This window comes from Photobacterium frigidiphilum (assembly GCF_003025615.1).
GTDB lineage: Bacteria > Pseudomonadota > Gammaproteobacteria > Enterobacterales > Vibrionaceae > Photobacterium > Photobacterium frigidiphilum.
Genome location: NZ_PYMJ01000008.1, coordinates 35,422 through 50,295, shown reverse-complemented (window position 1 = coordinate 50,295; position 14,874 = coordinate 35,422). Strand labels below are relative to the sequence as shown.

Below are 14,874 nucleotides of genomic sequence, written 5' to 3'. Positions count from 1 at the left end.
AAAGTATAAGCAGAAATGTGTAAAGGTGAATCTGATGCATAACAATGGGTAATGTATTTTTTTGTGGTATTCATTCAGGGAATGTTAGTTTCAACAGTACCACGTTTGAGCGACAACTGAACTGGGATGTCCATTCGCCATGAAGAAGCCATAGGCTTCTTTCTTCTTCGTGCTCGATGTTCCAGTAATTATTACAGCATCACAGGGTAGAACGGTGTTATCTAATTATTTGCAACAAGCCCGTCTACAAGCCCGTCTACATGTTTCGCTAGACGTTTCGCTAAACAGATTAATGTATACGTTGGCGGTAGTCCCCAAGCTTCTGGAATGACAGAGGCATCACAGACATATAATCCTTGAATCTCAGACTGCAAGTTTGCATCGACGACTTCACCAATTTTAGCGCTGCCACCTTGATGCGCAGCAAAATGATGAGTGCGATATAGGCTGGTGGCACCTGCTTGGCGTAAGATATTTTCTGCAATCTCAGCACCCGTATTCAGCCTTTTTTTGTCATCACTGCTTAATGTTTTATTAACCCATTTAGTCCCGATATTACCGCTTAATTCATCTTTGGCTTTCACCATAATTGATAGAGTATTATTAGGGGATAATAAGTGCTGAAACTTACCGACTTGTGCGGTAAATAAGTGGAAAAAAGGTTTAGGTAAACTTAAGTCAGAAAGCATCAAACCTTCTTGAGGAAGGTGTAACCCCGCCGCCATTGGGATCTCTCCATCGGGGTAGGATTCTGGTACTTTTCCCATCACCGCAATAACGGGATCCATAAAGAAATGCTGCCCTGCATTGTGCACTCCGCTTGCTTGTAATATCTGGGCGGAACCTATTCCTCCCGCCGCTAAAATGATGTTGTTAGCAAAGGCAGATTCAATTTTTCCGTGGTGTTTGAATTGGACACCTATTGCTCGATGTTCTTTGGTAATAACCTTCAGTACTTTTGCATGTGTTAGCAGCGTACTACCTTGTTGTACCGCAGTATCAAGATACATGCGCGCATTCCATTTTGCATCATGTGGGCAACCGTATGAACACAGGTGGCAAGCAGAACGGCATTTGTTTATATCAATGAATTTATCGAGTTTGTTCCAATCGAGATCAAGCTGTTGAGCGGCAGAAGCAATTCTCTGTGCCATAGGGCCGATAAGTTCATCAGGTAATATTGAGAGGGGAAGGGTGCTTTCAACGTCGGCTATTTCTGCCGTTAAATCGATGCCATAACGCTGAAACATTTCGACGGGTGGTTTCATGGCGGTGGCATAATTTATTGCTGAACTACCACCTGCAGTAATACCCCTAATGAGTAAAGATAGATCTGAGTTAACAAAAGCCCCTTTGCCTGGAATAGCCGCCATCTTAGCCATTTGGATGAAAGAGCCGTTGAGTGGTTCATTGTCTCCCCACTCAAGAATAAGAACACGTTGTCCTTTTAGTGCTAACTCGTTGGCGACGGTTGCACCACCAGGACCACTACCTACAACAATGGTGTCATAAGTGCTGTGTGTGTGTTTAAACATGGCTCTGGTACCTAGAATGATGAGATAGAATCAACGTCACTATACGGTAGGTGCACTTTTAAATATACGGACATCAGTCAGTTGAAAAAAATAACACCTTAAACTGTCAGCTTTATTGTTATGAAATGATAAAAAATAACGCCATGCTAAGTACCGCGGTGAGCAATACATTTTTGGTGCGCCATGCCAGTAATATGGCGAACAAGGCTGCGATTAAATAAGGGTTCTTGTACGAAAGCATCAATTCGCCGTCGGGTAAAAATACAATTGGGGCCCAAATAGCCGTTAATACTGCAGGGCTGGAATAGCTTAATAATTTTTGAGTTTGCGCCGTCAGTCGTAAAGGTAATTTTGGTTCTAAGAATACATAACGGCTAGCGAATACAAGTAGCGCCATCGCGGCAATCGTTAACCAAATCATGCGTCATTCCTTTTGAACGTATCGATTGAATAACCACAGAACATGGCGATTATGCTGGCGATCATTAACCCACCATCAACGTCAAAATATTGCAGTACGACCGAAAGAATCATCGCGACGAATACGGTGATTAATACCGATAATTTCTTGATTGTAGGGATAACGATGGCAATAAACGTGGCAGCGACAGCGAAATCTAACCCGATCGTATCAAGGTTGGGTATGAACTTTCCGGCAACAATGCCTGCGAAGGTGGCAATATTCCAGCAAATGTAAAACCACAGACCAGTGCCAAGGGCATACCAACGATTGAATGATTTTTTTGATTGATGTCCACATAATGCAAACAATTCATCGGTTAACAGAAAGCCGAGGCCTAACCGCCAACGCAGAGGTAAAGGACTTATCTTGTCGCGCATTGTCACGCTATATAATAAATGACGAGAAGTAATGAAAAGTGTTGTGAGTAAAATCGTCCCTAACCCCGCCCCAACTTTGAGTAAACCGGTGGCGACGAGTTGGGCTGAACCTGCAAAAACAATGGCTGATAATGCTTGGCTGGCAAAAGGGTCAAGACCAATATCGATAGCAAATGATCCCGCCAATAATCCCCACGGGATCACTGCAATGCACAAAGGAGTAACGGCGATGGCACCTTGTCGGAATAATGTCCGCTTTTCTTGAGCCGTTAGCTCACAATCTGTTGTGTCTGTCTGTTTATGAGACGTGTCCATATTCCCTCTTATTTTCTTCATTACGTATTTCTATACGCTTCACTTTATGTTTATCAAATTGAATTAACTTGTACATTATTGCGCTTTCATTGCGTGAAATTGAAAAAAAACGGCTAGAAAGCCGTTTCTTTTTTGAAGGGATAAAGAAGAGGTGAAGTATTCTTAAATAAGTTTATTTCGAATCTGAATCACCACTGCTTCAGCAATAATAACGACCGTAAAAATGCTGACTAATACCATCGCTACTTTCTGCCATTCAAATAAGTTCTGAGCATCATTCAAGATAACCCCGACACCACCTGCACCCACAAGCCCTAATACCGCAGACTCACGTACGTTTATATCCCAACGGAATAGCACAATTGAATAGAAGGCTGGCATTATCTGAGGCCAATAGCCTTTTAATAAAATACTTGCCGATGAAGCACCTGTTGCTTTTAATGCTTCAATGGGGCCCATATTGACTTCGGTAATGGCTTCTGCCAATAGTTTTCCGACAAAGCCAATACTTCGAATGGCGATAGCCATAATGCCGGCTAACATGCCAGGGCCAAATAGGGCGATAAAAAGCAAAGCCCAAACCAGAGAATTGACCGAGCGAGATGATACCAAAAAGAATTGAGCAACCCAGTTTAGCGTTTTACTTGGCGTGATATTCGGAGCATTCAGTAATGCTAACGGAATCGCAAAAATTAGCGTAAATAAGGTGCCGAGCGTGGCGATATGCAACGTTTCAACCATGGCTGCGTGAATAGCTTCAGGGTAAAACGCGAAATCTAATGGCACCATACGCTGAAACATATCGGCAAATTGAACGGGGGCGTCGTAAAGGAATTCAGGGATCACTTCCACGGTTTGCCAAGACCAAACAATCGCAGAAACTAAGCATAGGTAAATAGCAAATCGGGCAATGCGTTCGCTGGGTGTGAAGCGTTGCCATTCTTTATCGATGTGTGCCGTTGTCATTAGAAAACTCTCCTAACAATATTGGAAAGAAACTCACCGACTAAAATCAGTGCAATGATGGTGATTAAAATGGCCGCGACAAAATCATAATCAAATCGCTGGAAAGCAGAGAATAGTGTGCCACCTAAACCGCCAGCGCCTACAATGCCAACCATGGTGGAATTACGTAAATTGGAGTCGAGTTGGTAACTTGCAAAGCCAATGAAACGAGTAAACACTTGCGGCATAACAGCATATAAAATTACTGACATGAAACTGGCACCTGTTGCTCGAATCGCTTCAACGGGTTTAAATGAAATCTCTTCAATCGCTTCTGCAAACAGCTTGGCAATAAAGCCAATAGAGGCAAATACTAAGGTTAATATGCCTGCTAATGCGCCAAACCCTACCGCTTTTACAAAAAGAATCGCGATGATAACGGGGTGGAAAGAACGACATAATGCGATAAAGCCACGAATTGGGATCGATACAATTGCAGGCATCATATTACGCGCTGCCATTAGCCCAAGGAAAAGTGAAATTACGATTCCAAAGAAACTTGAAATTATAGCGATTTGTAGACTTTCAGCTAAACCACTTAGCAGTAAACTTGAGCGTGAAAAATCAGGTGGGAACATGCGAGAAAGTAAACGCTCACTTTCCCCAAACCCGATAATTAATCGATCCAACGTTAACCCTAACGTTGACATGCTATAAAATAAATAACCGATAATGACTGCAAAAATGAGCCTGTTTACCCAAGATGTTTTAAACGGGTTTTCTTGGTTGGGTGTTGAGGTTAGTCCAGCCATGATTCGCCTCCATAGATCACTTTTAAATCTTCTTCTGTAATGCCTTCAGGGCTGCCGTCGTAGTGCACTTTCCCGTCACACATACCGATGATGCGTTTAGCAAAGCGTTTGGCTAAGTTCACATCATGAATATTGACCATTACAGGAATGTTTTTCTGTTGAGCGAAAGTTTCCATTAACTCCATAATTTCAACTGCCGTTTTAGGGTCAAGTGACGATGTCGGCTCATCTGCAAGTAAAATATAAGGGTCTTGCATGACGGCGCGCGCAATGCCCACCCGTTGCCTTTGACCGCCTGACAAGCTATCGGCACGTTGATTGGCGAAGTCGGATAGCCCAACAAAACTTAAGAGTTCAAAGGCTTTATTGAGATCTTCAGAGGAGTAATTTCGTCGCCAAGCATTCCAAGCACTGATGTAGCCCAGACGCCCACTCAACACATTTTCAATAACAGTTAGGCGTTCAACAAGGTTGTATTCTTGGAAAACCATACCAATATGTCTCCGCTGTTTGCGAAGCTCTTGTCCCTTTAATTTAGTGAGATCTTCACCATCAAAAAGTATTTCACCCTCAGTTGGATCATTAAGGCGGTTGATACAGCGAAGTAGGGTACTTTTACCTGTTCCTGAAGGGCCGATAATTGCGATAATACCGGGTTGGTCGATATCAATATTAATCCCTTTAAGGATTGGCTTACCTGCTACATATTGATGATAAAGGTTATTGATTTTTATTCCGTTACAGCTGGCTACGGTCATGCTACTTATCCCTGTACGAATATTTGAATGTTCTATGCCCTACCCGTGAGGGCATAGAATTGTAGAGAGGTTAGATTTAGGTAATGGCTGGGTATTAACCAATCACTATTGGTTGCTGGCTTGTTTTGCTAGCAGAGCGGCTTTTTTCTTCGCACGTTTGGCGGCATCTTTTTCAGCAAGCTGCTTAAGACCAGATTTTGTGTATGCCGTGCCAGTTGCATGGGCGATATCTCGAATGACACCCCATTCTTCTTTGTAAGTGATCGGTGCGAAGCGATCAGCACCTTTAAAGGTTGCGCTCATTTCTGGAGTGAAACGGTAGCTATAGAAAGCTTCTTGGATTTTTTCAACCAGCTCTGGTTTTAAGTTATGTGCGTAGCCAAAAGCGGATGTTGGAAAGCGTGGACTACGGTAGATAATCTTAAGTTCAGAGCCATCAACTCGACCAGCGTCGACCATACGATCATATACGTCAGATGCGACAGGTGCAGCGTCGTAGTCTCCGTTGAATACACCGAGAATAGATTGATCATGCTTACCTGAGTACAGCACTTTGTAATCTTCGTCGGGTACTAAGCCTTTGGCTGGGAAAAGTGCGCGTGGTGCAAGGTTGCCTGAATTTGAAGATGCGGATGTGTGAGCGACTTTTTTACCTTTGAGATCAGACATTGAATTAATGCCGCTGTCTTTACGCACGATGGTGATTAGGTTGTAGCCTTGAAAGCCATTTTCATCCCCTTTGACTGCTATGGGTACATAACCCGCTAGGTTTACTGCATAACCTGTAGGGCCTGTAGAGAAACCCGCCACGTGAAGACGACCTGAACGCATGGCTTCTACTTGCGCAGAGTTTGAGTGTACCGTGTAGTAGATAACGCGTTTGCCTGTGATTTTACTGATGTGTGCTTGGAAGTCGGCAAAAGCATCTTTGTAGAGTGCGGGATCTTCAACGGGTGTGTAGGTAAATACAAGTGTACTTGGATCGCTCCATTCTTCGGGATCTTTAGGTGAATCAGCCACTAAATCTTTATCTTCATCACAGTATCTATCGTCTAGTACACCACGACTAGAGCACTCACTTGCCATAGTGATTGATGGGATCAGTAGTGAGCTAGCGATTAACAGTCCTTTAACACTGATTTTCATATTCAAACCTTTTATTTACGTATTGTTAGAATCACTTTATCTATAGCAGGGTTTGTGCCAGTTTTATTTTTGTTTTAATTCAATAGTTTATTTGGTGTTGGTTAATGGAAATTGAAACTTGGGTCATTTGTGTCCACCGACTAAATAGGTAATTGGGTCATTTTTGTCTTGCCATAAAAGGCGTAAAATAAAAGAGCTCGAAAGCTCTTTTTAATTAGGTACCACATTTATTAGTTAAGGCTAAGAGCAAAGATTGAGCGTTATTTGATATTCATGCAGTTTGCATAGTAGGTAACGGTTGCTGGCCAATCACTAAATACACCTAACACTTTAATGTCTTGTGCAAGCACATCGAGCATTTTCATCATGTCGCCATCATTGTTAATACTTTCATTAACACTTTGATAATACCAACCGCCACCTTGAGCAAGCGGACCTGAACGTTCTAGTGTCCATGCGATAATGTCTAAATCAGCTTGTTTCGCAAGCTTGGCGTAATTAGAGGCAACTATTTCCTTCTTATCATTTAATTCCACCAAAGCAAAAAGTGGTGGTGCAATGATGTTGACCCCTGCTTCTGCGAGCGCTTTCATGTTTTCTTTTGATGCGACAAAATCTGTTTGTTCATAGACGCGATCATCCAGATAGACGGCTTGTTTGCCAAAACTTGGGTTTTTCTCAATCCAATATTTGACGTCATCCAAATTGAAAGATTGCACGTAGCTGTCAGACGCTGATATGCCAGCGGCTTTGAGTTCATCAATCAATTTTTGAGCATACATCTCTTGAGTGAAACCATTAAACGGCATGTCAGCGGCAGCAGACTTCAATTCTGGTGTCACTTTTACGCCGTGTGCTTTGAATAATGCGGCACTTTCTGCATGGGTCATGAGCGTTCCGTTTTGAACGTACAAGTCGGTGCGCCAAGCGGGTGTGCCTTGCATATATTCTTCGACAGTTGTCGCTTTGGGGTTTGCGCCATCCATTTTTCCTTTTAAGGTTTTAAATTCCGCCAGAGTGAAATCGGAGGTACGACATTCTGCTTTTGCTTCTTCACCCGTTGTTGCATTTGCTGGCGTAAACGGAGTGGTACATTTTTTCGCGAGCTCTGGATGGACTAGTACATCGGTGGTGGTGTGTAGGTCGTTTTGTGAGTGGCGACAAACGAGCTGTTTGTCCTTCGTGAAGGTAACATCACATTCAACTACCCCCGCGCCCATTTCAATGGCGGCGAGGTAAGATTCTTTAGTGTGCTCTGGAAATTGCATTGCAGCACCACGATGACCAATAGAAAAGTTGCTTCGATAAAATGGGTCTTCACTGCATTGTAATAACTTCGTTTTGAGTGGGCCATCATCCATGTTGTTGACCAAATATAAGGGACGAGGGCCTAAATTAGCAGATTGTTGAGCCCAAACGGTGATTGAGCTTAATCCTAGTATTAGAGCGATAGAACCCTTCAGTATTTGCTTCATTTTTATCTCCTTGCAATAAGCAATTATCGAAAATTATCCATTTTTCTGGTTGTGTAAATAAAACCAGTAACGGGTGACATTTCGTCACCGCATGGATAATTGCACGCATTGTGCCAAGTATTAAAACTGTTAAATAACATGGTCTTATTATAAGTCGATGTTCTATATTATGGTTTGTGGGTCATTTGTGTCTCTGTGTTTGTATTTGTGTTAATGCTAGAACGATGTGGTCTTATTGTGTTTTAAAATTGTCTTTATCAAGCTGATGTTTTTTCATTTTTCGGTAAAGGGTTTTACGGGGTAAATTGAGTTTAGCCGACACCTCATTGATGTTACCCAATGTCTCGATAAGGGCTTCAGTTAGTACATTTCTTTCGTATTGCTCCATCTGTTTTTCAAAAGCAAAATCGTCGCTACAAGACTCAGTGATAGGCGTTTGCAAGTCGAAGCCATCTCCGACAATGCCCAGTACAAAACGGTCTGCGACATTACGTAATTCACGGACATTTCCTGGCCAAGCGTGACGACACAGTTGTTGTATTTGTTCGGCATAAATAGTGGAAGGGCGTGTTTTATATTTTTGACTCGCTTGAATAACAAAATGTCGGAATAACAGTTGGATGTCTTCTTTACGTTCCTGCAATGAAGGGAGGTGTAAGCTCGCAATATTGAGGCGATAGAAGAGGTCGGATCGAAATGCCCCCGATTCACTGAGTTTGACGAGATCGGCTTTACTGGCAGCAATAACAACAATATCGATTGGGATCAGAACATTACCGCCTACTCGTTCAATCACACGTTCTTGAATGACGCGCAAAAGTTTAATTTGCACTGCAATAGGCATGCTTTCAATTTCATCAAGAAATAGAGTGCCACCATTGGCTTGTTCTAGTTTTCCAATACGTTTTTTATTCGCACTGGTAAACGATCCTGCTTCATGACCAAACAATTCACTTTCAATGATGCTCTCTGTCATTCCCCCGCAGTTGATGGCGACAAAGGGTTTGTCTTTGCGGCGGCTGAAGGTGTGCAACGCACGAGCAATAACTTCTTTTCCTGTGCCTGTTTCACCATTGATGATGGTATCTACACCAGTATGAGCAAGCGCTAAAACTTGTTTGCGAATATTCTCAATGGATTTTGATTGGCCAATGATGGCTGCTTCTATGGGAATTTCAGGCGCTGTATCACTTGAGGATTGAGCAGTTTGGATTTGTTGACATTGGGTTAATGCGAGATTCAATTTATCAATTATTTCATCAGCATTGAGCGGTTTTTCAAGAAAATCGAAAGCGCCTAGTTTCATCGCTTCGATTGCCATAGGTATGTCACCATGCCCACTCATTAATAAAACGGGTACATTGGGCGCTCTGTGTTGAATAGCACTAAGAAGTGTTAATCCATCAATCGCGGGCATCCTGACATCACACAATACAACTGAACGACTACTTGGGTTGAGTGACTTCAAGCCTTGATTTGGGTCGGTAAAGGTACTGACTTGAAAGCCTTCTAGTTCCAACATTTCACTAACGGCTTCCACAACGTCGAGTTCATCATCGATGAGTATAATGTGCTTGTCTAAAATCATAATTGTGTGCCTTGCTGTAGAGAGACAATAAATTTTGTGCCTTGGTGTTGGATAGATTCCGCTCGAATCGATCCTCCAAAGTCTTTAATGATGTTATAGGCAATGGATAAGCCTAACCCTAAGCCTTTGCCTGATACTTTTCGGGTATAAAATGGATCGAATATATGTAGGATATCTTCGGCTGGGATCCCTGCACCATTGTCTTTTACGATAATTTGAACCATGGATAATGATTCACCGACTGTGATGATTATTTGTGGGGCTGGATTGTGTTCGACAGCATCGATAGCATTACTAATGAGATTGACCAGCACTTGTTCTAATCGAATGCTGTTAGCGCGAACCCAATAAGACGTTGGGTTGGAATAATGAATAACGATGTTATTGCGGCGACTTTCAAATAATTCGATAGCATCTTGGATCACGTTAGCGAGATCGACGTCTTCCATCTTGCCATCGCTTTTACGTGAAAATGCTTTTAAGTGACGAGTGATGGCCGCTGTTTTATCTAATAACACTTCTATTTTCTTTAAATTAATCAGCGCCTTGTCGACTCTCTGTTTTTCTAGCCATCGCTGTGCACTGCGTACATGGCTATTTACTGCTGTAAGTGGTTGATTGATTTCATGGGTAATACCTACACTCAGTTGCCCTAAAGCCGCTAATTTACCTGCTTGGATTAATTCATCTTGGGTAATTCTTAGCTTTTCTTCTGCTAGTGTTCGTTCTTCAACTTCGGCTTCTAGTTTTCTATTGGTTTGCTTAACCACTTTGGCGGTTGTTTGGAATACGGTGAGGTATTTTGCCATTTGAGTTACTTCATCATGCCCTCTAATGGCGACTTCAGTATCTAAATGACCCGTTGAAATAGCGAACATATTGTCTTTTAGGTGAAGTAAGCGCTGCAGGATATTTTTACGCACGTAGAACCATGAAATCGCCGCTGCTGCGACCACACTGAATATTGAAAGGAGCAAAGACAGACGTTGGTTATCCATTAAAGATAGCTGTGCTTGGCTGATCGACGTGTCGATATTACGGTTCATTTTTGCGGTGTTACTTTCTATCTGTACGATCAGTTGGTTGAGGTGTTTACGGCTATTTTGTAGGAAGTATTGCTCTTGATAGCGATGGTCGATCGCTTTGTTTTTAAGTGCATATAAACTGCTGTTATTTGACGCGAGGTTGTAGATAACGGTGAGCTGTTGATCAAGAATTGGGTGATTTTGTTTAACATTACCGGTTGCCCAAAGTTTCCACCATTCCTCTCCGATTTGTTCTAGGCGATAGCTGGTGTAATCCAATTCATTAAAGCTGGAATCGTTATAGAGTTTTTCCACTAGCCCCAATTGGTAGTACAGCAAAGATTTGAGTTGCGCATATTGGATTTTATTTTTGCTGCTTTCTGATAATTGATCGAGAGAAGTACTGGCTTGTTTTAATAATGGATAAAACCCTTCGAGCAGGTTGCGTAGTTCTTGATTCAGATGCTGAGATTCTATTTCACTCTGAAACAATAAGCTGAGGCTATTGCTGACCTGTGCAATAAGATCTTTGTAATAAGAATGATACTCAGGAAACTGGATCATGATGTTATCCATGGTTAGGATAGCGTGTTCGATTTTCTCCATGGCTTGATCACGTTCGATATTGGATTCTGCCTCGCTGAGCTCAGAAGAGGTCGTAATGATAATTCGAACCATATCGTTCAATCGTGCAGCTTGCTCTAAGGCGGGAATATCACTTTCTTTTAAGGCGACTAAACGTTGATTTAAATTGTTGAAAGTAAAAGATGATATACCAGAAAGAAACAACGTTGTCATCGACAGCATTGCGAGTGCCAATACAAGTCGAAGTTCAATTCCTTTCCATTTGAACATAGCTTTTCCCATGACAACCTATTTGCTATAAGAGCAGAGAAACGAAGTTATCACAATATAAGTTGTTAACGTTGTGTTAACGTCTCATATTGTTAATCTAAATGATATTTTTATCGTTTATTCTTCAGGTTAATGTGTTCATACATTGCACAATGTAAAAATAGAACGCTGATTTTTGAGGGGAATCGTCTTGTTGATGATAAAAAGCAGTTGGGGTACTCAATACAAGTTTAATTAATCAATGCTTTAGTAATTAATTGATATTTAGTTACGCAAGTGGGGATTGTGCTGTTTCGGTTGCTACTGACTCTTTATCTTTAGATGTTTAGCGAATTGCCCAGGGGTAATACCAATCGCTTTTTTGAAGTGGCGGTGTAGGTGGCTTTGATCATGAAAGCCTGCTTCTTGTGCGGCATCAGAAATTTTATGTCCTTGGCTAATGAGCTTTTTAGCCAATCGTAACCGAGACTGAATTTGATAAGCATGCGGCGGCAAACCAAAGGCTTTTTGAAACGAGCGTACTAAGTGAAAAGGGCTTATTGAGGCTAATTGCGCCAATTCTTGCAAGGTAATATCAGCACTGGGGAAGTCATCTAAAAACTCTTTAACAAGCGCAAGTTGACGCTGGCTTTTCGGTGGATCGTTCAGCGTTGTCCGACCTTTACCGTGCTTACACATTAACTTTGTGAGTACGCTATACAATAAGGTTTCACGCAATAAACGGTTAGACGATTTTTCTAAGGTATCGAAAACTAAACGTAATTGATTAGCGAGTTCGAGGTCGTAAATCACAGGATCAGAAAAATAGGGTGCACTTGTGCATGGAGCGTTTAACTCTTTTCGGATTTGCTCAAATTGTTCAGGCAAGGGATACATCGCCTTGTATGACCAACCGCCTTCTGCTGCTGAGTGACCGCTGTGAACATCATCGGCGTTAATCAATATAATACTGCCTTGGGGAGCGACATGGTTCCCACCTGTTCGATAGAATTTTTGCGCACCTTTTTCAATCACTCCAACGGTATAGCCTTCATGGCTATGACGGGAAAAATTTTGATGATGGTACTGCGCATCCAATACTTCTAAGCCGCCGAGTTCATCTGCGAAGCGGTAGGTGGCTTGTTCTTTGATTGCTGGCGATTTTTTGGTGCGAGTTTGTCGGCTTGTATTTTTTGACTCAGACATCACCACCACCCAGTAAATTAAAAAAGGAAACACAGCGTTAATTTGCTATTCCTTTCATCATAACCTACTCGGGAACCCTTTTTTTGTACAAAATTGCTCAAATAAATGCAGTGCCATTTCCCCTTTACTTGGACATAGTCTCATCGAGCTACCACGAAGAGTCTGTCTGGATGAATTGATGACGACGTAACTTCTTGCGTAATGCCGAGGCATATTCAATAAACCAACGATAAATGGTCGAACCATACCAACGCAGACACCAAAGAATGATTTCAGAGGCAAAGTGTTTCCATTTGAATTCGGGGTTGATCATTGAGTCGCTAGATTAGATGGGAAAGGTGGAATTCTGAGCCTAGTCTGATTTTTTGCAACAGAGCCGATTCGAGTATTTTTGATTACCGCCACTTTATATGCAGGCTAATGAGTATTTATTCTCTGAAATAAAATCACAGAAATTAAATTCCCATCGGAATGTACAATATTCCATACATATAAGGTGAGCCAGATCACTGCGTGAAAGCAAAAAAATGCTGTACATTGGGCTCAGTGAATACGGCAATGATAATTGCAAATATAATTATTTATTTACAATACACAAACTAAATGCCTTAAAAACACTAATAACTCGCTTAAAGTAGTGGTATGAAAGATAAAGGTGTGAGTAACGAGTTCAATAATAGTATTGGCTATTCTGGCCACTCTGGGGCTGAGCGTGTTGCCCAGATAGGCAGACAGTGATCTGGCCAGTTGTATTAACGGAAAGCAGCTAAAGATGTACGTATGTCTAATAACCTTAAGGAGAATTAATAATAATTAAAATCAAAAATTATGACCTATTGCTGGTCTCGGCCAAAACTCCTAATTATCAACGGTAATTAAACTCGAAGTTTAGGGAATTATATAAATGAAAAAACTTAGCATGTTAGCTCTAAGCATCATGGGAGCGTTTGCATACCCCAATATTGCGAGTGCTCAAATAACTATTTACGATTTAGATATACAAGGTCAAACCTGTAATTCAGAATATCGACCAATTACTCGCAGTGAAGCTCGTTTTTTAGGAACAGCTCTAACAAATAAAATGGGTGAATGGCAAATTACTAATCTTGCTGATGGATATGTAATTATGGGTTCTGGTTATGGATACGAAATTAAACAAGATGGATTATGGCATACGACTTTCTGTGTTCCGACTAAAATAGAAATACCTCAAATTTATGATATGTCTCCGATTAACATTCCTGAAAATGATGTTCTTACTGTTGAATGGGATTTAATAAACCAAGTTGAATTCTATCAGCCATGGGCTCGACTGGCTAACGCGCTGGGATTCGCTTGGGCTGGAGGCACCCGTAGTAAATACGCAGGTGAAGACATGGTAGTTACGCGACAAAGCGATCATGACTTCCTTGTTACAGGATACAATAATGGTAATTGTAACGGCTACCGTTGCGATGAACGATTAAAGATGGAATTCACTAATTTTAACTATGAAGTCGAACCTTCAACTCTTTGGGTTGGTAAAAAAGTTGAATCAGATAAAGAATCCTATGGCTATATCGTTGGTTACGCCAAGAATGCTTCTAGTACAATGCAACAGCGACGACTAACATATAGTTACTCTGAATCCACTAACTGGTCGAAGACGGATACTTATAAATATTCTGAAAAAGTAACCTCGAAAAGTAAATTTAAATTCCCTCTTATCGGTGAAACAGAATTATCGCTTGAGCTAGGTGCAGAACAATCATTTGCGACTACTGACGGTAAAAGTTCGCAAAAAACAATTTCTGATGTAGCTGTTGTTAACGTTCCTCCACACACGCAAATTCCTGTTTTCCTAAAAATTGAAAAGGCGACCGTTGATTACCCTTATAAATTTAATGCACAAGTTAGCTATGACGTAACTCTGACATCATTTATGCGGTGGGGCGGAAATGCATTGTTAAGTCATGATGAAAATCGACCAACTAAATCAATCACCTATACTGTTGGCCGAGGTTCTACACCCGCCACAAACTTACTTTACCAATATCAGCACCCACATACGCCACTGGGTACGGATTTTTGGGATTGGTCGTGGCTTGTTGACAAGCATGGTAAAGACGCTCTGAAATGGGCTGTAAGTGATGCTCTTCGCCCGATTAAGACTAAAGTTTCAGGTGATTTCCATGCCGACTCTTCATACGTTGCTGATGTAACGTACTTAGCTGATGAACCATTCTATGGCAATGATGAACGCGCTGGACGAGTACGAAGAAGTGTAGGCTCAGCTCCTATTGCAACAAAAGAAGAGCTAGAACAACTAGGCATTAAGGACTTTCAGCTAAACATAGAACCAGTTGAGGACATTATCAGCCAAACGACATCTATGTAATTAATCCCAGATAGGTTT

Annotated in this window: 12 protein-coding genes and 1 pseudogene; 1 reads left to right on the top strand and 12 read right to left on the bottom strand. The window is 41.6% G+C overall.

All coding sequences use genetic code 11. The annotated features are described in order from the left end of the window. Positions 1 to 221 precede the first annotated feature (221 nt). The 12 genes and pseudogenes from C9J12_RS10040 to C9J12_RS09985 all read right to left on the bottom strand — a co-directional run. Complete coding sequence (locus C9J12_RS10040; protein WP_107242584.1) at positions 222 to 1,535, bottom strand: GMC family oxidoreductase N-terminal domain-containing protein; 1,314 nt, start codon at positions 1,533 to 1,535, stop codon at positions 222 to 224. A 118-nt stretch (positions 1,536 to 1,653) separates the two neighbouring features. Beyond that, complete coding sequence (locus C9J12_RS10035; protein WP_107242583.1) at positions 1,654 to 1,956, bottom strand: AzlD domain-containing protein; 303 nt, start codon at positions 1,954 to 1,956, stop codon at positions 1,654 to 1,656. Continuing rightward, the gene (locus C9J12_RS10030; RefSeq protein ID WP_107242582.1) at positions 1,953 to 2,690 is read right to left on the bottom strand and encodes an AzlC family ABC transporter permease; all 738 of its coding nucleotides are present in this window, start codon (positions 2,688 to 2,690) and stop codon (positions 1,953 to 1,955) included. The genes C9J12_RS10035 and C9J12_RS10030 overlap by 4 nt, the downstream gene beginning before the upstream one ends. A 162-nt stretch (positions 2,691 to 2,852) precedes the next feature. Beyond that, on the bottom strand, positions 2,853 to 3,656 hold the full coding sequence (gene phnE, locus C9J12_RS10025; RefSeq protein ID WP_107242581.1) for a phosphonate ABC transporter, permease protein PhnE: 804 nt from the start codon (positions 3,654 to 3,656) through the stop codon (positions 2,853 to 2,855). Then, positions 3,656 to 4,447: a phosphonate ABC transporter, permease protein PhnE gene (gene phnE / locus C9J12_RS10020; RefSeq protein WP_107242580.1), complete on the bottom strand. Its 792-nt coding sequence runs from the start codon at positions 4,445 to 4,447 to the stop codon at positions 3,656 to 3,658. The genes phnE (C9J12_RS10025) and phnE (C9J12_RS10020) overlap by 1 nt, the downstream gene beginning before the upstream one ends. Then, entirely contained in the window at positions 4,435 to 5,205 is a 771-nt protein-coding gene (gene phnC, locus C9J12_RS10015; protein ID WP_107242579.1) for a phosphonate ABC transporter ATP-binding protein, read from the bottom strand. The genes phnE (C9J12_RS10020) and phnC overlap by 13 nt, the downstream gene beginning before the upstream one ends. A 105-nt stretch (positions 5,206 to 5,310) precedes the next feature. Next, positions 5,311 to 6,351 (bottom strand): phosphate/phosphite/phosphonate ABC transporter substrate-binding protein, encoded by a 1,041-nt coding sequence (phnD, locus tag C9J12_RS10010; RefSeq protein WP_107242578.1) that lies wholly within the window; start codon positions 6,349 to 6,351, stop codon positions 5,311 to 5,313. A 260-nt stretch (positions 6,352 to 6,611) separates the two neighbouring features. Beyond that, on the bottom strand, positions 6,612 to 7,826 hold the full coding sequence (locus C9J12_RS10005) for a glycerophosphodiester phosphodiesterase family protein (protein ID WP_107242577.1): 1,215 nt from the start codon (positions 7,824 to 7,826) through the stop codon (positions 6,612 to 6,614). A gap of 232 nt (positions 7,827 to 8,058) precedes the next feature. Next, positions 8,059 to 9,414, bottom strand: a complete 1,356-nt coding sequence (locus tag C9J12_RS10000; RefSeq protein ID WP_107242576.1) for a sigma-54-dependent transcriptional regulator — start codon at positions 9,412 to 9,414, stop codon at positions 8,059 to 8,061. Further along, a complete protein-coding gene (locus tag C9J12_RS09995; RefSeq protein WP_227876318.1) occupies positions 9,411 to 11,294 on the bottom strand; it encodes a sensor histidine kinase in 1,884 nt (627 codons plus the stop codon). The genes C9J12_RS10000 and C9J12_RS09995 overlap by 4 nt, the downstream gene beginning before the upstream one ends. Positions 11,295 to 11,594: 300 nt before the next feature. Further along, positions 11,595 to 12,479: an AraC family transcriptional regulator gene (locus C9J12_RS09990; protein ID WP_107242710.1), complete on the bottom strand. Its 885-nt coding sequence runs from the start codon at positions 12,477 to 12,479 to the stop codon at positions 11,595 to 11,597. A 23-nt stretch (positions 12,480 to 12,502) separates the two neighbouring features. Continuing rightward, positions 12,503 to 12,792: pseudogene (locus C9J12_RS09985) on the bottom strand (IS6 family transposase); the annotation flags it as partial. A gap of 591 nt (positions 12,793 to 13,383) precedes the next feature. Between C9J12_RS09985 and C9J12_RS09980 the strand changes: the two are divergent. Then, positions 13,384 to 14,856 (top strand): aerolysin family beta-barrel pore-forming toxin, encoded by a 1,473-nt coding sequence (locus tag C9J12_RS09980; protein ID WP_011221927.1) that lies wholly within the window; start codon positions 13,384 to 13,386, stop codon positions 14,854 to 14,856. Positions 14,857 to 14,874: the final 18 nt, after the last annotated feature.